13 protein-coding genes are annotated in these 18,894 nt (G+C 73.5%); 7 read left to right on the top strand and 6 right to left on the bottom strand.

Translation table 11 applies throughout. From position 1 onward, the window contains the following. Positions 1–20: 20 nt before the first annotated feature. On the bottom strand, positions 21–1,817 hold the full coding sequence (locus OG627_RS12495; protein ID WP_329064434.1) for a M23 family metallopeptidase: 1,797 nt from the start codon (positions 1,815–1,817) through the stop codon (positions 21–23). A 253-nt stretch (positions 1,818–2,070) separates the two neighbouring features. Further along, entirely contained in the window at positions 2,071–2,997 is a 927-nt protein-coding gene (locus OG627_RS12490; protein WP_329064432.1) for an esterase/lipase family protein, read from the bottom strand. A 389-nt stretch (positions 2,998–3,386) separates the two neighbouring features. Here OG627_RS12490 and OG627_RS12485 point away from each other — a divergent pair, with 389 nt between their 5' ends. Then, complete coding sequence (locus OG627_RS12485) at positions 3,387–3,800, top strand: cobalamin B12-binding domain-containing protein (protein ID WP_329064430.1); 414 nt, start codon at positions 3,387–3,389, stop codon at positions 3,798–3,800. A 12-nt stretch (positions 3,801–3,812) separates the two neighbouring features. Here OG627_RS12485 and OG627_RS12480 read toward each other — a convergent pair whose 3' ends face one another. Both OG627_RS12480 and OG627_RS12475 read right to left on the bottom strand, forming a co-directional pair. Continuing rightward, entirely contained in the window at positions 3,813–5,522 is a 1,710-nt protein-coding gene (locus OG627_RS12480) for a DUF5691 domain-containing protein (protein ID WP_329064428.1), read from the bottom strand. Positions 5,523–5,565: 43 nt separating this feature from the next. Beyond that, positions 5,566–6,924 (bottom strand): SWIM zinc finger family protein, encoded by a 1,359-nt coding sequence (locus OG627_RS12475; RefSeq protein WP_329064427.1) that lies wholly within the window; start codon positions 6,922–6,924, stop codon positions 5,566–5,568. A gap of 163 nt (positions 6,925–7,087) precedes the next feature. Between OG627_RS12475 and OG627_RS12470 the strand changes: the two genes are divergently transcribed. From OG627_RS12470 to sucD, 5 genes are all read left to right on the top strand, one after another. Further along, positions 7,088–8,233, top strand: a complete 1,146-nt coding sequence (locus tag OG627_RS12470) for an ATP-binding protein (protein WP_329064425.1) — start codon at positions 7,088–7,090, stop codon at positions 8,231–8,233. Then, a complete protein-coding gene (locus tag OG627_RS12465) occupies positions 8,230–10,713 on the top strand; it encodes a DUF5682 family protein (protein WP_329064424.1) in 2,484 nt (827 codons plus the stop codon). The genes OG627_RS12470 and OG627_RS12465 overlap by 4 nt, the downstream gene beginning before the upstream one ends. Beyond that, positions 10,710–11,900 carry a VWA domain-containing protein gene (locus tag OG627_RS12460; protein WP_329064421.1) on the top strand — a complete coding sequence of 397 codons (1,191 nt, stop codon included), beginning with the start codon at positions 10,710–10,712 and terminating at the stop codon, positions 11,898–11,900. Before OG627_RS12465 ends, OG627_RS12460 begins: the two co-directional genes overlap by 4 nt. A 264-nt stretch (positions 11,901–12,164) precedes the next feature. Continuing rightward, complete coding sequence (gene sucC / locus OG627_RS12455) at positions 12,165–13,340, top strand: ADP-forming succinate--CoA ligase subunit beta (RefSeq protein WP_329064418.1); 1,176 nt, start codon at positions 12,165–12,167, stop codon at positions 13,338–13,340. 21 nt (positions 13,341–13,361) lie between these two features. After that, a complete protein-coding gene (gene sucD, locus OG627_RS12450; protein ID WP_329064416.1) occupies positions 13,362–14,246 on the top strand; it encodes a succinate--CoA ligase subunit alpha in 885 nt (294 codons plus the stop codon). Positions 14,247–14,331: 85 nt separating this feature from the next. Here sucD and OG627_RS12445 read toward each other — a convergent pair whose 3' ends face one another. Next, entirely contained in the window at positions 14,332–15,750 is a 1,419-nt protein-coding gene (locus tag OG627_RS12445; protein ID WP_329064414.1) for a helix-turn-helix domain-containing protein, read from the bottom strand. A gap of 119 nt (positions 15,751–15,869) precedes the next feature. Here OG627_RS12445 and OG627_RS12440 point away from each other — a divergent pair, with 119 nt between their 5' ends. Continuing rightward, positions 15,870–17,663: a cell division protein PerM gene (locus tag OG627_RS12440; RefSeq protein ID WP_329064413.1), complete on the top strand. Its 1,794-nt coding sequence runs from the start codon at positions 15,870–15,872 to the stop codon at positions 17,661–17,663. Between the two features lie 33 nt (positions 17,664–17,696). Here OG627_RS12440 and OG627_RS12435 read toward each other — a convergent pair whose 3' ends face one another. Further along, complete coding sequence (locus OG627_RS12435; RefSeq protein ID WP_329064411.1) at positions 17,697–18,686, bottom strand: hypothetical protein; 990 nt, start codon at positions 18,684–18,686, stop codon at positions 17,697–17,699. Positions 18,687–18,894 lie beyond the last annotated feature (208 nt).

The raw sequence follows: 18,894 nt of genomic DNA, 5'->3' as shown, positions 1-18,894 counted from the left end.
CCCGTCGGGCCGGGTTCCCGTCAGGTCGGGTCGACGCCGTGGCTGCGCAGCCACGGCAGCGGGTCGATCGCGGAGCCGCCGCCGGGCCGTACCTCGAAGTGCAGGTGCGGTCCGGTGGAGTTGCCCGAGCTTCCCGAGTAGGCGATCACGTCACCGGCCTTGACCGAGCCGGACCGGATCTTGGTGCTGCTGAGATGGCAGTACCAGGTCTCGGTGCCGTCGGGCGAGGTCACGATGGCCATGTTGCCGTAGGCGCTGTTGTACTGCGTGCGTACGGTGCCGTCCGTCGCGGCCATCACCGGCGTCCCGTACGAGACCGGGAAGTCGATTCCGGTGTGCACGGACATCCAGTTGACGCCGGCCTGGCCGTAGTAGGCGCTGAGCCCGTGCTGCGAGACGGGAAGCACGAACTTGGGGCGTTCCGCTTCCTTGCGGGCCGCCTCCGCCTCGCGCTTCTTGCGGTCCGCCTCCTGGCGGGCCTGGAGGTCGATGCGCTCCTGCGTACGGCTGGCGCGGTCGCCGAAGTCGCGGGCTCCCGCGCTGAGGGTGGCGAGCTGGGTGTCCAGCTTCTTGTTGGCCGCGGCGGCGGCCGCGGGCTTCTGACTGGCGGTGTCGGCCGCGGAGGCCGTGGTGGCCTTGTCGTCCTTGCTGTCCTCGCCGCCGCTGAGGCCGCTGACCGAGGCCGCCGCGACACCGGCGACGCCCATCACACAGGCGGACGGGACGGCGATCGTGAGGAGTGCGGAGCGCTTGGCGGGGGTGCGGCGGCGGCCTCGGCCACCGCTTCCGCTGCCGCCGGCCCGGCCCACCGGGCGGGGGGTGACGCTGACGGCGGGGACCGTCATGGTCGCCGCCATGTGCAGTGATTCGGGTTCGTGCGTGTCCTCGGCCCCGGAGTCGGAGCCGGATCCTGATCCGAAGCCGGAGTCGGGACCATGGGCGGAGTCGGCCGCTGACGCCTGTTCGGCGTCGGCTTCCGTGTCGTACGCCCGTTCAGGCTCGGGGCCCGGCGCGCCGAAGTCGGCCCCCGGGCTGTACTGCTGGGCGGGATCCGCCTCGTACGAGGAGTCCGCGCCGTACTGCTCCGGTACGACTGCCGCCACGAGGACCGTGTCCTGGTGGGACTCGTGCGTCGTCCCGGGCGTGTTCCAGGCGGCTTCGTACGCGCCGGTGTCGAACGAGGGAGCCGTCCACTGGGCGGTGGCCTCGTACTCGAAGGGGCCGTTGCCGAACCGCTCGGCGTCGAGACCCTGGCCCAGGTCCTGCGCCTGATGCGCGGTGTCGTAGCCGTACGCGGGGTTCTCGAACGACGAGTTCTCCAACGGCGTGTTGTCGAACGTGGCGTTCTGGAACCGCTGGGCGTCGAACTGTCCGCTCTCGAACTGCCCGTTGTCGAAGGGGGCGTTCTCGAACTGCCCGGCCGCGCCCGACCCGTTCGGCTGATGCGCCTCGGGTGCGGTGTTCCACGCGGTCGCGTCCCACTTGCCCGAGGTGTCGGCGCTGACGGTGGCCCACTGGCCGCTGGTGTCGTACTGAGGCGTGCCGTAGGTGTCGTACCCCACGGTCGCGTGGGCGCCGGTGCTCCACTGCGTGGAGTCGTACTGGCCGGTGTCGTACGGAGCGGAGGGGGCCGTGGAGGTTTCGTAGCCGGACGTCTCGTAAGGCTTCTCGTAACCGGAGTGGCCCGGCTGGTCGGTGTGTCCCCCCGAACCGGCCGAGCCGTCCGGAAGGTTGCCGAAGAGCGGATCCGTCGCGAAGCTGCCGTTCTGGTAACCGTCATGTGCGGCGTACCCGGCGTGGGCGTGCTGGTCGTTCACCAACTTCTCTCTCGCCTCGGCAGCAGAACCAGGGTGTCCGGGGTCCCTTCGTGATCGGATCGATCGGAAGGGTCCCGGAAGGAAAGCAGTGGCCGCGACTGTACCCGGCGGTATGCGACGGCGACAATCTTCCGTGGGTTTCGTGGTTCACGGAAACGGTCATTCGGCCGTGTTTCGGGGAACTGTGGGCGCAGCTTTGGCCTTACGTTCGATAAATGTTCGAGCAACTGCCGTCGGGGCGAGGGCTGTCGGGTCAGGCGACCGATATGGATCCGTCGGCGGATGCGGAGCCGGAGGCGGTGTGCGCGTCGGGCGTGGGGTCCGTCTCCAGGGCGTGCCGGATGCCGGCGGCGACCGCCGGATGGACCGGCAGGCCGAGATGGCCGACCCCGCTGACCTTCACGTTCTCGGCGCACAGGTCGGGATGTTCGATGCGGGCCGTCCCGACGGGGGCCATCAGCTGGTCGAGATCGCTCCAGAAACTCACGAATCGCGTACGGCAGCCGGGCGCGGGCAGCCGCAACTCCTCGATCACCGCCGATCCGGGCCGCATCTGCCGGACGACCGGATGGGCGTTCGCGAGCGGGACGACGGTCGTGCCCTCGTGGGGCGTGCCGAGGGTGACGAGGGTCCGTACCCGGAGGTCACCGCCCAGGCGCTGCACGTAATAGCGGGCGATCAGGCCGCCGAGGCTGTGCCCGACGATGTCGACCCGCTGGTGTCCTGTGCGCGCGCTGATCTCCTCGATGTGCCGGCCGAGCAGCTCGGCCGCCGTGCGGACATCGCAGGTCAGCGGCGAGTAGTTGAGGGATACGAGGTGACGCCAGCCGTGCCGGGCGAGGGAGCGGCGCAGCAGGACGAAGACCGAGCGGTTGTCGACGAAGCCGTGGAGCAGGACGACGGGAGGGCGGGCGCGGCCCTCGGTGGGCAGTGCGGAGGCTTCCGGCGGCAGGGCGGCGGCGCGGCGCTCCTGGGCGATCCCGGCCGGATAGAGGAGGGCGTGGCCGGTGAGGATCGCCAGATCGAGTGCGGTGGCGCGGAGCAGGGCGACGGGAAGCCGGGCGTGTCGCACGCGGCTCAGGAAGGGGAGGGAGACGGCTGGGAGGGGGAGGCGGGGGAGGGAGACGGAGAGAAGGGGCGGAAGTGAGGGGAGTGGGGGTTGGAACGGCAAGACCTTCATGGCCGACCTCCGGCGCGGCGCCCGGGTGACGGCTCTGTCCCCCGCGCGCCCTCAAGGGGCGCCGCCAGGTCCTGTCCGGCAGGAGGTGGCCGCACGGAGCCGGTCCACCGTGCCGCGCGGCTGGCGGCGCGGTGGAACGGCCGCCCGTGCGGCGACTTCCGCTGCGGCTCCCCTTGCGGCCCTCCTGCCCGGCCGGGTGTGCCGAGTGGTAACGGAACGCCGCAAAGCGAACATGTCCCACATGTGATTTCCCCCTCGCCGACCTTCGCGAAACGACGAGTTGCGGGATGCTGTGGATAACGTTCGTTCACTACTCCGTGCCCGGGGCCCACCCGGCGCCGGGCGTGGAGGCACGTGCCGATGACGGCATCTCGTATGTGGAGGCAGTGATGGGTGTGGCTGGTCCGATTCGTGTGGTGGTGGCCAAGCCGGGGCTCGACGGCCACGATCGAGGGGCGAAGGTGATCGCGCGGGCGCTGCGCGACGCCGGCATGGAGGTCATCTACACCGGCCTGCACCAGACTCCGGAGCAGATCGTGGACACCGCGATCCAGGAGGACGCCGACGCGATCGGCCTGTCCATCCTCTCGGGCGCCCACAACACGCTCTTCGCCAAGGTGATCGCGCTTCTGAAGGAGCGCGACGCACAGGACATCAAGGTCTTCGGCGGCGGCATCATCCCCGAGGACGACATCGTCCCGCTGAAGGAGCTGGGGGTGGCCGAGATCTTCACCCCGGGCGCCACGACCACGGCGATCGTCGCCTGGGTCAACGCCCATGTCCGCCAGCCGGCCGGTGCGTGAAGCGGCTTCCCCCTACGGCGCCCCCGATGGCGCCCCCAACGGCTCGCCCCGCCGCTCCCCGTACGGCGTCCCGGGGCCGGTCAGCTCCGCCAGCATGGCGGCGCGCAGCCGCAGCGTGGAGACCAGGCGCTGGAACGCCTCCGACCAGTACCCGCCCGCGCCGGGCGACGCGCCTTCCGGCTCGTCGGGGGTGGCCGTGAGGAGTTCCAGCCGGGCCGCTTCCGCCGGGTCGAGGCACCGCTCGGCGAGGCCCATGACCCCGCTGAAGCTCCAGGGATAGCTGCCCGCGTCCCTGGCTATGTCCAGGGCGTCCACGACCGCGCGGCCCACGGGCTCCGCCCAGGGCACCGCGCAGACGCCGAGCAGCTGGAACGCCTCCGACAGGCCGTGCGCGGAGATGAACGAGGCGATCCACGCCGACCGTTCGGCGGCGGGCAGGGTGGCCAGGAGCTGGGCCCGTTCGGCCAGGGACGAGGTGCCGGGACCGGTGCCGGGACCGCCGGCCGGGGAGGCCGAGGGCGGGCCGAGCAGCGCGGCGGACCAGCGCGCGTCCCGCTGTCTGACGGCCGCCCTGCACCACGCGGCGTGCAGCTCGTCCGCCCACTCGTCCAGGACGGGCAGCGCGACGATCTCCTCCGGCGTCCGGCCGCCGAGCCTGGCAGGCCAGGTGCCCAGCGGCGCGGCCTCCACCAACTGGCCCAGCCACCAGGAACGTTCGCCGCGGCCGGTGGGCGGGGCCGGGAGCACGCCGTCGCGCTGCATGTCCGTATCGCATTCGTGCGGTGCCTCGACCACGACGACCTGTCCGCCGCCCGTACGGTCCATGCTCACGCAGGTCGCCGCGCGGGCGGCCATCCGCTGGGCGAACGCGGAGCCGGGCAGCGCGGACAGCAACTCGGCGGCGGTGGAGCGGACATTGCGGCTGCGGTCCGACAGCGCCTGTTCCAGAAAAGGCTCGTCGGCGGCCGAGAGACCGGTCCGCAGGGAGTCGAGGAACATCAGCCGGTCCTCGGCGCGCTCGGTGCCCCAGGTCGTGGCCAGCAGCGCCCGCGCGGTCTCAGGGTCCTCGGCGCGTACGGCGGAGAGCAGCGCGATCCGCTCGGCGAACAGGCCCTCCTCCCAGAGACGCCCGACCGCCTCGGCGTCCCGTGCCCGGGGCAGCGCCGAACTGCCCGGCGCCCCGCGCAGGGCGAATTTCCACTCGGGGTTGAGCCCGGCGAGCCAGAGTCCGCGCGGTCCGGTGAACATCAGGGTCTGGGGCCGTAGATCGGTACGCGCGCGTGCGGCGTCCAGCAGCGCGGGCAGGGCGGCGGCGGGCGCGCGGTAACCCTGCTGATTGGCGGCGGCCAGCCACTGCGGGAGCAGCTCGCCGAGATCCGGCGCCGCGCCCCGGCGGCCGCCGCCGGAGGGCGCCGACCGGTCGGCGAGCAGCAGTGCGAGCCGCCTGCCGGCCGCTTCCGGCAGCGGCCGCCGGCCGTCGTGCGGCGCTGCCTCGGGCCGGTGCCCGGCGCGCGCGGGAAGCAGGCCCGCCCTGCGCCGCACGGTGTGGAGCGCGGCGGCGTCCAGCAGGGCCACGGGCGCGTCCTTGCCGCCGCCCGTGAGGTCCGTGGGCGGCGTGCGGCGGTCCGTGCCGAGCAGGGCGGAGACGACGAGCTTCTCCCAGGGAGTCGTGGCGTCGTTCGTGCTGGTGCTGGTGGCGTTTGTGCTCGTGGTGCTGGTCATCGGGTCCTCCGTGCGGGTGTCGGGTCCTCCGAAGGGGGCGTGGTCAGGTGAGCGGGACCGTCCCCGCCAGGTCCTCGGCCCAGGCCGCCAGCGGCTGGAAGCCGCGATGGCCGAACTCGCCGAAGACCGTGAGCGGGCCGCCGCCGGACAGCGCGGCGAGCTTCCACAGCCCGGAGCGGGACAGGCCGGTGGACGCCAGGGGCAGCGCGGACTCGCCGTCCGCGTCGGCCAGCTGCCAGCCGCCGCCGCCCCTCTGCACGGGCACGACCTGACGCAGTGTCACCGGCACGGAGTCCAGCCACGGGTCGGCCCGCAGCGCCGAGCCGTACGCCTCGATCGCCGCCCCGGTGGATCCGCCGGGCGGCGGCCCCTCGATCGGGCCCGGCGGGCCGAACTGCCGTCCCCAGTCGGCCCGCAGCTGCCCGGCGCCCGGATGCGGCAGGATCTCCGCCTCGATCATCAGGCCCACCGGCAGCCCCAGCTGCGGAGACCGCCCCGCAGCGCCGAAGGAGAGCACCAGCGCCGAACGCCCCGAATCCCGCCCGTACAGCCGGATCCGGCGCGTGATGAGCTTGCCGTCCGAGGAGTCGGACTGCGCCAGCACCAGCCAGTGGTCCCGGACCGGCGCGCTCCCTGCGGCCGACGGCAGCCCGACCCGGGTGCGGACCGTGGCCGCCAGGGGCTCGGGCAGCCGGTCGCGCCCCAGCCACGCCGTACTCAGCAGATGCAGGAGCGCGGACTCCTCCAGCAGCCGCACCGGCCAGCCGGGGCCCGATCCGGGTATGGCCCCCAACTCCCGCACCCGGCCCGCCAGCCCCGGGGCCTGCGCGTCCACCATCCGGGCCGCCGTCTCCTCCCACAGCCCGTATCCCGACTGCTCGGCCGCCGCCAGTCCGCCGCGCAGCAGGTCCGTCAGCCGCTGCTCCAGCTCCGTGGCCCCCGCCGTGATCCGCGCGGCCCGCCGCTCGGCCCTGCGCAGGACCGCCTCCGGGTCGGCGGGCTTGCCCGGCGCCGCCTCCGCCGGACTCCCCGTGCCCCTCTCCCCGGCGCGTTCACGGCGCTTGGCGAGCCACTCCTCGGCCCAGCCGGGCGCCGGAGCCGTCCCGTCGACGGCCTGTTCGTCCGACGCCAGGAGCAGCAGCAGGCCCAGCGCGTGCTTGCACGGAAACTTCCGGCTCGGACAACTGCACGTGTAGGCGGGCCCGGTGATGTCCACCACGGTCCGGTACGGCTTGCCGCCGCTGCCCGCGCACAGCCCCCACACCGCCCCCTCGGCGCCGCCACCGCCCGTGTCCGACCACGGTCCCGCCGTGCCCAGCTTGGTCCCCGCCTTGCGCGACGCGGCGTCAGGTGCCAGAGCCAGCACCTGTTCCGCCGTCGGGCGCACCCCCGTCTCATCCATGTCCAAGACCGTAGAACCCGCCACTGACAATCGCTCTGACCTGCGAACACCGGCGGAACAACGACGGTCGCCCCGCCTTCCCCGGCCTGCGGCGAAGACCGATTGTCAGTGGCGTGGTGCACCGTGGAACGCACATCAGGTCCATCGATCTGGAGGGGGATCCATGACCGTGCCCGAAACCACCGCGTCGCAGACCAGCGAGGCCAGCGAGGCTACCGAGGCCGCCGGAGGCGCGCTGCTGCGCCCGCACGCCGAGGACGCGTTCGCCGACGAACTGACGGCCCTGGCCGCGTCCGACGACCGGCAGCGGCCCGTCGGATGGCGGCTGTCGCCCTGGGCCGTGGCCACCTATCTGCTCGGCGGGACACTGCCCGACGGGACGGTGATCACGCCGAAGTACGTCGGGCCGCGCCGGATCGTGGAAGTCGCGGTCACCACCCTCGCCACCGACCGGGCACTGCTGCTCCTCGGCGTGCCCGGCACCGCGAAGACCTGGGTCTCCGAACACCTCGCGGCGGCCGTCAGCGGTGACTCCACCCTGCTGGTGCAGGGCACGGCGGGCACCCCCGAGGAGGCGATCCGCTACGGATGGAACTACGCGCAGCTCCTCGCCCACGGCCCCAGCCGCGACGCGCTCGTACCCAGCCCGGTGATGCGCGCCATGTCCGACGGCATGACGGCCCGGGTCGAGGAACTCACCCGTATCCCCGCCGATGTGCAGGACTCGCTCATCACGATCCTGTCGGAGAAGACCCTGCCGGTGCCCGAGCTGGGACAGGAGGTGCAGGCCGTCCGCGGGTTCAACCTGATCGCCACGGCCAACGACCGGGACCGCGGGGTCAACGACCTCTCCAGCGCGCTGCGCCGCCGGTTCAACACCGTCGTCCTGCCGCTGCCCGCGACCCCGGAGGCGGAGGTCGGCATCGTCTCCCGCCGCGTCGACCAGCTGGGCCGCTCGCTCGACCTGCCGGGCGGTCCCGAGGGCATCGACGAGATCCGCCGGGTCGTCACGGTCTTCCGCGAGCTGCGCGACGGCGTCACGACCGACGGCCGTACGAAGCTCAAGTCCCCCTCGGGGACGCTCTCCACCGCCGAGGCGATCTCCGTCGTCACCAACGGCCTGGCCCTCGCCGCCCACTTCGGGGACGGTGTGCTGCGGCCTGCCGACGTGGCGGCGGGCATCCTGGGCGCGGTCGTCCGCGACCCGGCGGCGGACCGGGTGATCTGGCAGGAGTACGTGGAGACGGTCGTGCGGGAGCGCGACGGCTGGAAGGACTTCTACCGCGCCTGCCGCGAGGTGAGCGCATGACCACCGCACACACCCCGCAGGCGCCCCCGGACGCACACCCGGAGGTGCGTCCGGAGGCACATCAGGGATCGCGGGCACCGGACGCGGCACCCGCGCCCCGCGCGGGCGGGCCGCTGCTGCTCGGGATCCGCCACCACGGCCCCGGCTCCGCCCGGGCGGTGCGCGAGGCGCTCGACGCGGGCGCGCCGAAGGTCGTGCTGATCGAGGGGCCGCCCGAGGGCGACGCGCTGCTGGCGCTCGCCGCCGACGAGGCGATGCGGCCCCCCGTCGCGCTCCTCGCGCACGCGGTGGACGATCCCGGCCGCGCCGCGTTCTGGCCGCTGGCCGCCTTCTCCCCGGAGTGGGTCGCGATCCGCTGGGCCCTGGAGCACGGCGTACCGGCGCGGTTCATCGATCTGCCGGCGGCGCACTCCCTGGCACTCGCCCAGGAGGACGAGGCGCGCGACGGGCTGCCGGCTCCCGGAGCGCCACCCGGAGCGCCGCCCGCCCCCGACGGCGCCGCGCTGCGCGTCGATCCGCTCGCCGTACTCGCCGAAGCCGCCGGTTACGACGACCCCGAGCGCTGGTGGGAGGACGTCGTCGAACACCGGACCCCCGGAGCCGAGGCCGACCCCTTCGCCCCGTTCGAGGGCGTCGCCGAGGCCATGGGCGCGCTGCGCGAGGAGTACGGCGACGGCGGACACCGGCGCGACCGCGTCCGCGAGGCCCACATGCGGCTCCAGCTGCGCGCGGCGCGCCGGGAGTTCAAGGAGCACGGCGACGAGGCGGTCGCCGTCGTCTGCGGCGCCTGGCACGTGCCCGCGCTGCGCGAGAAGACCACCGTCACCGCCGACCGCGCCCTGCTCAAGGGACTGCCCAAGCTCAAGGCCGACATCACCTGGGTGCCCTGGACCCATCGCCGGCTCGCCCGGTACAGCGGCTACGGCGCGGGCATCGACTCACCCGGCTGGTACGGGCATCTCTTCGAGGCGGCCGACCGGCCCGTGGAGCGCTGGCTCACCAAGGTCGCCGGGCTGCTCAGAGAGGAGGACCGGCCCGTCTCCTCCGCGCATGTCATCGAGGCGGTCCGGCTCGCCGAGACGCTCGCCACCGTGCGCGGCAGACCCCTGGCCGGGCTCACCGAGACCATCGACGCGGTCCGCGCCGTCATGTGCGAGGGCTCCGAGATACCGCTCGGGCTCATCAGGGACCGGCTCATCGTCGGTGACGTGCTCGGCGAGGTCCCCGACGAGGCGCCCGCCGTGCCCCTCCAGCGCGACCTCACCCGGCTCCAGCGCACCCTGCGCCTCAAGCCGCAGGCCCTGGAGCGCGAAGTGGACCTCGACCTCCGTAAGGAGACCGACGCCGCGAAGAGCGCGCTGCTGCACCGGCTGCGGCTGCTCGGCATCGGCTGGGGCGAGCCCGCCGCGGGCCGGACGAGCACCGGCACGTTCCGGGAGACCTGGCGGCTGTGCTGGGAGCCCGAGCTGTCCGTACGGGTCGCGGAAGCCGGTATCTGGGGCACCACCGTGCTCTCCGCAGCCACCGCCAACGCCGAGTCCCGCGCCCGCTCCGCCACCACGCTCGCCGAGGTCACCGAACTGGCCGAGCGCTGCCTCCCGGCCGGACTGCCCGACGCCCTGCCCGCCGTGCTGCGGGCCCTCGCCGACCGCGCCGCCCTCGACACCGACGTGGGCCGGCTGGCCGGGGCGCTGCCCGCCCTGGCCCGCTCCCTGCGCTACGGCGACGTACGGTCCACCGACACCGGGGCCCTCGGGGACGTCGCGGCCGGGCTCGTCGAGCGCATCTGCGTGGGGCTGCCGCCCGCGTGCTCCGGGCTCGACGCGGACGGCGCCGCCGAGATGCGGCGCCACCTCGACCACGTCCACACCGCCGTCGGCCTCCTGACCGACGGCAGGGCCCCGGAGCCGGCCGAGCGCTGGGAGGCCGTCCTGCGCAAGCTCGCGGAGCGCGACACCGTGCCCGGGGTGATCCGGGGGCGGGCGGCCAGGCTCCTGCTGGACGACGGACGGCTCACCCAGGAGCGGGCCGCGCTCCTCATGGGGCTCGCGCTCTCGCCCGGCACCCCGCCGCCCGACGCCGCCGCCTGGATCGAGGGCTTCGTGGGCGGCGCGTCCGGGGGCGGCATGCTCCTGGTCCACGACGAACGGCTCCTCGGCCTGATCGACGCCTGGCTGACCGGAGTGGAGCCGGGCTCCTTCACTGACGTACTGCCGCTGCTGCGCCGGACGTTCTCCGGCTACGAGCCGGGCGTACGCCGCACGCTGGGCGAACTCGTGCGGCGCGGGTCCGGCGGGAGCGGCGCCGACGCGGACGGGGGACCCGCGCCGGCGGAGGCTTCCGTACCCGGCTTCGGCCCCGGACTGGACACGGCCCGCGCCGACGCCGTCCTGCCGGTCCTGAGGCTCATCCTCGGCTCGGACGAACACCGGCACCCCACAGCCCAGGACCATGGCGAACTCGCGGAGGTGACGGCATGACCGCAGACATCGACATCGACAACGAGAGCGACACCGGCGGCGGCGAGCGGCTGCGCCGCTGGCGGATGGTGCTCGGCGGGGCGGGCGCCGACGGTACGGGGCACACGCTCTCCGGCACGGACGCGGCGATGGACTCCGCGCTCGCCGCGCTGTACGGAGCCGACCGCGGCGGCGGCCGGGACGGCCGGCGGACGGCGGGGCTCGGCGCCTCCGCGCCGTCCGTGGCGCGCTGGCTCGGCGACATCCGTACGTACTTCCCGAGCTCCGTCGTCCAGGTCATGCAGCGTGACGCGATCGACCGGCTCGGACTCGCCTCGCTGCTGCTGGAGCCGGAGATGCTGGAGGCGGTGGAGCCCGACGTCCATCTCGTCTCCACCCTGCTCTCGCTCAACAAGGCGATGCCCGAGACGACCAGGGAGACCGCCCGCGCCGTCGTGCGCAAGGTCGTCCAGGACATCGAGAAGCACCTCGCCACCCGCACCAGGGCCACCCTCACCGGCGCCCTCGACCGGTCCGCGCGGGTCAGCAGACCGCGCCACCGGGACATCGACTGGGACCGCACGATCCGGGCCAACCTCAAGAACTATCTGCCCGAGCGGCGCACGGTCGTCCCCGAGCGGCTGATCGGATACGGCAGGGCCGCGCAGTCCGTGAAGAAGGAAGTCGTCCTCTGCATCGACCAGTCGGGGTCGATGGCCGCCTCGGTCGTCTACGCCTCCGTCTTCGGCGCCGTCCTGGCGTCCATGCGGTCCCTCGCGACCCGGCTGGTCGTCTTCGACACGGCCGTGGCCGACCTGACCGACCAGCTGGACGACCCGGTCGACGTCCTGTTCGGCACGCAGCTCGGCGGCGGTACCGACATCAACCGGGCGCTCGCGTACTGCCAGTCGAAGATCACCCGGCCGGCCGACACCGTCGTCGTCCTCATCAGCGACCTCTACGAGGGAGGGATACGGGACGAGATGCTCAAGCGGGTCGCCGCGATGAAGGCGTCCGGCGTCGGGTTCGTGGCGCTGCTCGCGCTGTCGGACGAGGGCGCGCCCGCGTACGACCGTGAGCACGCGGCGGCCCTCGCCGCCCTCGGCGCACCCGCGTTCGCCTGCACCCCGGACCTCTTCCCCGAGGTGATGGCGGCGGCGATCGAGAGGCGCCCGATACCCGTCCCCGACCCGGAGCTGCCGAGGTGACAGCCGAGGTGACAAGGGGTGCGTCAGTGCGAGATGTGACAGGTATCACCGCTCTGTGACCGGTATCACCGCTCATCTGTGATCTGCGATTTACGGACCCACGGCCCACGGGGATAACCTGCGAGGCGGACATGCCGCGTACCGGACCGTGTGTACGCCTTCCTCAGTGACAGCGCAGTCACGTTGCCCTCCGCGGCACGCCCACGCAGACAACGAACCCGCGATCACCAGGCTGCGGTTTTTAAAGACAAGGGACGGACGCGCGTGGACCTGTTCGAGTATCAGGCGAGGGACCTCTTCGCCAAGCACGGTGTACCGGTGCTGGCCGGTGAAGTCATCGAGACGCCTGAAGCGGCGCGCGAGGTGACGGAGCGTCTCGGCGGCAAGGCCGTCGTCAAGGCGCAGGTCAAGGTCGGTGGCCGTGGCAAGGCCGGTGGCGTGAAGCTGGCCTCCGACGCCGCCGACGCGGTGGAGAAGGCCGGTCAGATCCTGGGCATGGACATCAAGGGCCACACGGTCCACAAGGTGATGCTCGCCCAGACCGCGGACATCGCGGAGGAGTACTACGTCTCCTTCCTGCTGGACCGCACCAACCGCACCTTCCTCGCCATGGCCTCCGTCGAGGGCGGCGTGGAGATCGAGGTCGTCGCGGAGGAGAACCCCGACGCGCTGGCCAAGATCCCGGTCGACGCCAACGAGGGCTGCACCCCCGAGAAGGCCGCCGAGATCGTCGCCGCCGCGAAGTTCCCGGCCGAGATCGCCGACCAGGTCGCGGACGTGCTCCAGAAGCTGTGGACCGTCTTCATCAAGGAGGACGCCCTCCTCGTCGAGGTCAACCCGCTGATCAAGTCCGGCGACGGCAAGATCATCGCGCTCGACGGCAAGGTCTCGCTCGACGAGAACGCCGAGTTCCGCCAGCCCGAGCACGACGCGCTGGAGGACAAGGCCGCGGCCAACCCGCTGGAGGCCGCCGCCAAGGCCAAGAACCTCAACTACGTCAAGCTCGACGGCGAGGTCGGCATCATCGGCAACGGCGCGGGTCTGGTCATGTCGACCCTCGACGTCGTCGCGTACGCCGGTGAGGCCCACGGCGGCGTGAAGCCCGCCAACTTCCTCGACATCGGCGGCGGCGCCTCGGCCGAGGTCATGGCGAACGGCCTGGAGATCATCCTCGGCGACCCGGACGTCAAGTCCGTGTTCGTCAACGTCTTCGGTGGTATCACCGCGTGCGACGAGGTCGCCAACGGCATCGTCCAGGCGCTGGAGCTGCTCAGGACCAAGGGCGAGAAGGTCGAGAAGCCGCTGGTCGTGCGTCTTGACGGCAACAACGCGGAGCTGGGTCGCAAGATCCTGTCCGACGCGAACCACCCGCTCGTGCAGCGCGTGGACACCATGGACGGCGCGGCCGACAAGGCCGCCGAGCTGGCCGCGGCCAAGTAAAAGGACAGGGACTCCAACACCATGGCTATTTTCCTGACCAAGGAAAGCAAGGTCATCGTCCAGGGGATGACCGGCGCCACCGGCATGAAGCACACCAAGCTCATGCTCGCCGACGGCACCAACATCGTCGGCGGCGTGAACCCCCGTAAGGCCGGTACGTCCGTCGACTTCGACGGCACCTCCGTACCCGTCTTCGGCTCCGTGGCCGAGGCCATCGAGAAGACCGGCGCCGACGTCTCCGTCGTCTTCGTGCCGCCGGCCTTCGCCAAGGCCGCCGTCGTCGAGGCCATCGACGCCGAGATCGGTCTCGCCGTCGTGATCACCGAGGGCATCGCGGTCCACGACTCCGCCGCCTTCTGGGCGTACGCGGGCAGCAAGGGCAACAAGACCCGCATCATCGGTCCGAACTGTCCCGGCCTGATCACCCCCGGTCAGTCCAACGCCGGCATCATCCCGGGCGACATCACCAAGCCCGGCCGCATCGGTCTCGTGTCCAAGTCCGGCACGCTGACCTACCAGATGATGTACGAGCTGCGGGACATCGGCTTCTCCTCGGCCGTCGGCATCGGTGGCGACCCGGTCATCGGTACGACGCACATCGACGCGCTCGCCGCGTTCGAGGCCGACCCCGAGACCGACCTCATCGTGATGATCGGCGAGATCGGCGGCGACGCCGAGGAGCGCGCGGCCGACTACATCGCGAAGAACGTCACCAAGCCGGTCGTCGGCTACGTCGCGGGCTTCACCGCGCCCGAGGGCAAGACCATGGGCCACGCCGGCGCCATCGTCTCCGGTTCCTCCGGCACGGCCCAGGCGAAGAAGGAGGCCCTGGAGGCCGCCGGTGTGAAGGTCGGCAAGACGCCGACCGAGACGGCCGGGCTCGCCCGCGCCATCCTCGCCGGCTGACACCTGGACCCTGCACCACGCGCGTGGGCCCGCACCCTGACAGGGGTGCGGGCCCACGCGCGTTCCGGCCGTGCCCGGACCGTTCTCAGACCGGGCGCGGTACGAGGCGGTACGGGCCCTTCATCGGTTCGGCGCGCAGCCGGTCGCGCAGCTTCAGGTCCTGCGGGCTCAGCCGCTGCGGACCCGCCGCGACCGGCACCCCGCCGACCGGCTGCCCCGCCGCGAGCCGGGGCTCGTAGTGCGTCGGGGCGGTGGCCAGCGTGAACGACGTGGCCCCCAGGATCAGCGCCGTGAAGGCGATGGCGGCCCGGGTCCAGAGCCGGATCCGCCGCTCGCTGCGCGACCTCACGGTGAGGGGCGGAGCGAGCTTCGGCGGCGTCACCGTACGCGCGAGCGCGCCGAGACGCTCGTGCAGCACATCCGGGTCGGCCAGCTCGGGCAGCCGCGCGGCGACCGCGTCGCGGGCGTGCGTCAGCCGGTTGACGGTGGCCGGGGTGCTCGCCTCGGTCTCGGCCGCGGTCTCCGGCAGGTTCAGCCCCAGTCCGTCGTAGAGCAGCAGCGTGCGGCGGTACGAGGGCGGCAGGGCCAGCAGCGCCTCGTGCAGCGCCTTCGCGCCGGGCCCCTGACCCTCGCCGGGCCCCGCCCGGTCGGGACGCCGGTGGGCGCGGCGCATCTTGTGCCAGGGCGACATGGCGTACTCGTACGCGGCGACCCGTACCCACCCCGCCGGGTCCCGGTCGACGGCGACCTCCGGCCAGCGCTGCCAGGCGAGATGGAACGCCTGCTCGACGGATTCCTTGGACAGCGCACGCCGCCCGGTGAGCAGGAACGTCTGGCGGGCGAGGGACGGCGCGGAGTGCGTGTAGAGCACGTCGAACGCCTGGTCGGGTGTGGTCGGTACGGGCAGGGGCGTGGCGGGCGTGTCGGGCGTGGCCTCGGGCTCGGCCTCGGCCTCGGGCTCGGGCCGGGTCCCGCTCCCGTGGGCGGCCGCGCGGCCGGCATCCGGCTGGGGCGCGGCGGCCGCCCCTGTTTCCGTCTCCGTTTCGGTTCCGGTATCGGGCGTGGCGGAGACAAGGACCGGGGCCGGGACCGGGGGACCGGCCTCGGTATCGGTACGCGTCTCCGGGCCATCCGGCGGCGGGCTCCCGGCCTGGGAGCCGTGGGTGCTGTGCAGACGCGCCGCCGAGCGCGCCTGGGCCGCCTTCACCGCCTCCCGTTCGGCCTTCCTCGCCTGCGCCGCCCTCTCCCGCAGCTCCGCCTCGATCCCGGCGAGCAGCTTCGCGTACGTCTCCCCCTTGCGCCCCCGGGGAGTCGTACGGCCGGTCTCCCAGGACCGGATCGTGGACCGGGTGACACCCACCGCCGTCGCGACCTGCTTCTCGGTCATCGACTTCGCCTCACGCAGTCTGCGGCGCTCCGTGGGGGAGGGCAGCGAGGCGTCGGGAGCGCCGGGGATGGCGGTGGCGGCCGGTTCGGCGGCTTTCCGCGTGGTGTTCTGCGTCATGTGGGACTCCCCGCAGCACTGCTGTCCTCGGCATAAAAGCACATAAACGTATATTGAGCGACACGGCGAGTAATCGCCTGTTACGTGGATAAAGCGCGTGTCGTGGGCAGCATGGCGGCGTGACCCAATTGACCGATCGCGGCACGGCGTTGTCCTCGGCCTCGGCCGTGGAGCGCGGCCGGGCCGCCGCGCTGACCACCTCTTTTCTCCGTGGAGTCCTCGCCGCGGGCCTCGGACTCGGGGCCCTCGCCGTGCTCGTGATGGCGATGTGGATCATCTCGCCGTACCCGGACAGCGGAGCCGGCCCCGGCCTGCGGGTCGCCGCCGCGCTGTGGCTGCTGGCGCACGGAGTCGAGCTGGTGCGCCCCGACACCCTCTCCGGGGCCCCCGCGCCGCTCGGCGTCATGCCCCTGCTGCTCACCGTCCTGCCGGTCTGGCTGGTGTACCGGGCGGCGCGGGACACGCTCGAACCCGACGAGGGGCGTCCGCAGCTCACCGCGATCGGCGCCGTGTGCACGGTGTCCGGCGGATACCTGCTGGTAGGCGGGGCGGCCGTGCTCTGGGCGGCGGGCGGGCCGCTCATCGCGCCCCCGGCGCGCGCCGCTCTCGCGCTGCCCGCGGTGACGCTGCTCTCGGCTGCGGCCGGGGCCTGGCGTGCGGGCGACGGCCGGGCGCGCGGTCCGCTGCCGCTGTGGCTGCCGGGGGCGGTACGGGCGGCACTGGTCCGTACGGTGTGGGCGCCCGAGGCGCGGCGGCGGACGGCGGCGGCGGTGCGGGCCGGGGCCGCGGCCGCCCTGCTGCTGCTGGGCGGCGGCGCGCTGCTGGTCGGGGCCTCCCTGTGCTGGCACGCTGACCCGGCCCACGCGTCGTTCGCGCGGCTCGCGGGGGACTGGTCGGGGCGGTTCGCCCTGTTGCTGCTGGGGCTCGCCCTGGTGCCGAACGCGGCGGTCTGGGGCGCGGCGTACGGGCTGGGGCCGGGATTCGCGCTCGGTACGGCCGCGACCGCCACCCCGCTCGGGGTCGTCGGCAGCCCCGCGCTGCCGTCCTTCCCGCTGCTCGCGGCGGTGCCGTCCGGCACCGGGACGGCTCTGAACTGGGCGGCGGGCGCGGTGCCGGCCGTCGCCGGGCTGGCGGTCGGCTGGTTCACGGTCCGTGCCGCGGCGCCGCCGTACTCCGTACGGGAGGAGGCGTGGGGCGTCCGGGCCACCGCGTCGACGGCGGCCCTCGGGGGTGTGGTCTGCGCCGTCCTGACGGCGCTGCTGGCCGCGCTGGCGGGCGGCCCGCTCGGCACGGGCGAGCTGGCGGTCTTCGGCCCGGTGTGGTGGCTGACGGGCGCCGCCGCCCTGGTGTGGACGGTGCCCCTGGGGGTGCCGACGGCGCTGCTGGTGCGGGCCTGGCGGCTGCGGGAGCGGCGGTCGGGACGGTTGCGGGCGGCGCGGCGGGAGAATCCGGAGACGGTGGGCGGCGCCGTCGTCGGCGGGCACACTGCCGGGGCTGCCGAGGACGGCGCCGTGGCGGCCGGGGGCCGGCTGCGGGCGCCCTGGCGACGGCGCGCACGCACCGAAGCGGCATCGGCCGCCGGTGGTGCCGGTGCCGGTGCGGGTGCTGGTGCGGCGGGTGGGGTGGGTGTGCTGGACGATCCGGACGCCGAGCCGTACGACTTCCTGCCGGCCGACGCCTGGCACGAGCGCGGGGCCCGCGAGGCGCGCTGGGCGTCGTTCAAGGAGGCGTCGGGCGGCCTGATGGCCGACTTCCCGGCGGCGGCCCCGGCCACCCCGGCCCCGGATCCCGCACCGGCCCCGACCTCGGTCCCGGAGACGACTCCGCCGGAACCGTCCTCCGGCAAGGAGGGCGATTCCGGCGGGAGCGAGAGGCCGAGCGGCGGAGCCGGTGGTGGTGCTGGTGACGCGTGACCGGTCGCCTCTGGCGGCCGTGAACGAAAGCCGCTACTCCTTCACGCCGAACACCGGCTCCAGCGAACGCGGCAGCAGCTCGTTGCACGAGAGCTGGCCCGTCTTCGTCAGGGCGTCGTTCACGCAGGAGTAGTAGTCGCGGTAGACCAGCTGCACGGTGAAGGTCGTCGCCACGAACACCAGAGCGATACCGGCCGCCACCAGACCGCTGATCGCGGCCGTCGTCTGCGGCCGGGTGGACGTCTGGGACGCGCCCTGGTCCGTGCTGTCCGGTCCGGACCACGGGTCGGTCCGCGCCCCTGACCGCGGGGTCTTCTCCATCCGTACCGGAGCCGGGGAGGATCCGTCGGTGACCGCCTTCTCCCCCTCTTCCCGTGTCTTCTTCGACTTGTCACGGAGCGAGCTGGCGCCCCAGTACACGGCCAGGGAGCCGAGGAGCAGCGCGATCTCCGGGAAGTCGAAGAGCACGAAGAACAGGGCCCACATACCGGCGAGCAGCGCGTAACGGGCCCGGCGCTGGGACACGTCCGTCGGGTCCCAGCGCAGCCCGCCGCGACCGCCCTCGGGGCCGTCCTTGCCGCCCCCCTGGCCGTTCTGCCCGTTCTGTCCGTTCTGGTTCCCGGGGCGGCTGCCGAAGCCGCCCGAGGAGCGGCCGGGCTGGCGGCTGCTCCACTGGCTGCCCCAGCCACCCCGACCGGAGCCGGAGCCGGAGCCGGAACCCGAGCCCGAGTCCGAGCCGGAGTCGCCGTCGGGCGAGTCCCCGTTCGCGGGGTGGCGCGGCTGCCAGGGCTGGTCGGGCGTGCCCTCGGGCGGCGGTGCGAACGGATTGTCGTCGGAGGACCCCGTCGGACCCGGGCCCCCCGTGGAACCGGAGGATCCCGTGGCACCCGGGGAATCGGAGGACCCCGGAGTGCCCGAGGTGCCCGTTGCTCCGGTGGAAGAGGACTGGCGTTCCCGTGGCAGCAGCACCGGCCCAAAGGGCGGCGGGAGGTGGAGCGCCGTGCGGCGGCGTCGGTCCGGCATCTGGTGAACGTCTTCCCCTCAGACCCTGCGCGCGGGGGTCTTCTCTCGTCATGGTCCGTCCGGGAGACAGACCCTGTCCCCAGACGCTACCTCCCGGCCCAGGACTTGTCGTCAAGGGGCGTCGGGCCATGATCGTCGCCCGGTGGACGACGGCAGGGCCCGGCCCCCGTCCCGTGGGGGGCAGCTCGAAGTGCCGGTATCGTTGCTG

The sequence above is a fragment of the Streptomyces sp. NBC_01429 genome, from assembly GCF_036231945.1.
Lineage (GTDB): Bacteria > Actinomycetota > Actinomycetes > Streptomycetales > Streptomycetaceae > Streptomyces.
The sequence above is the reverse complement of the archived record's forward strand: the minus strand, read 5'-3'. Positions and strand labels throughout refer to the sequence as shown.

What these genes read in the sequence shown, in the direction of transcription:
- OG627_RS12470 (WP_329064425.1), top strand. Translation starts at nt 7,088, where the DNA reads ATGACCGTGCCCGAAACCACCGCGTCGCAGACCAGCGAGGCCAGCGAG.
- OG627_RS12485 (WP_329064430.1), top strand. Translation starts at nt 3,387, where the DNA reads ATGGGTGTGGCTGGTCCGATTCGTGTGGTGGTGGCCAAGCCGGGGCTC.
- OG627_RS12465 (WP_329064424.1), top strand. Translation starts at nt 8,230, where the DNA reads ATGACCACCGCACACACCCCGCAGGCGCCCCCGGACGCACACCCGGAG.
- OG627_RS12490 (WP_329064432.1), bottom strand. Translation starts at nt 2,997, where the DNA reads ATGAAGGTCTTGCCGTTCCAACCCCCACTCCCCTCACTTCCGCCCCTT.
- OG627_RS12435 (WP_329064411.1), bottom strand. Translation starts at nt 18,686, where the DNA reads ATGCCGGACCGACGCCGCCGCACGGCGCTCCACCTCCCGCCGCCCTTT.
- OG627_RS12445 (WP_329064414.1), bottom strand. Translation starts at nt 15,750, where the DNA reads ATGACGCAGAACACCACGCGGAAAGCCGCCGAACCGGCCGCCACCGCC.
- OG627_RS12460 (WP_329064421.1), top strand. Translation starts at nt 10,710, where the DNA reads ATGACCGCAGACATCGACATCGACAACGAGAGCGACACCGGCGGCGGC.
- sucD (WP_329064416.1), top strand. Translation starts at nt 13,362, where the DNA reads ATGGCTATTTTCCTGACCAAGGAAAGCAAGGTCATCGTCCAGGGGATG.
- OG627_RS12480 (WP_329064428.1), bottom strand. Translation starts at nt 5,522, where the DNA reads ATGACCAGCACCACGAGCACAAACGCCACCAGCACCAGCACGAACGAC.
- OG627_RS12475 (WP_329064427.1), bottom strand. Translation starts at nt 6,924, where the DNA reads ATGGATGAGACGGGGGTGCGCCCGACGGCGGAACAGGTGCTGGCTCTG.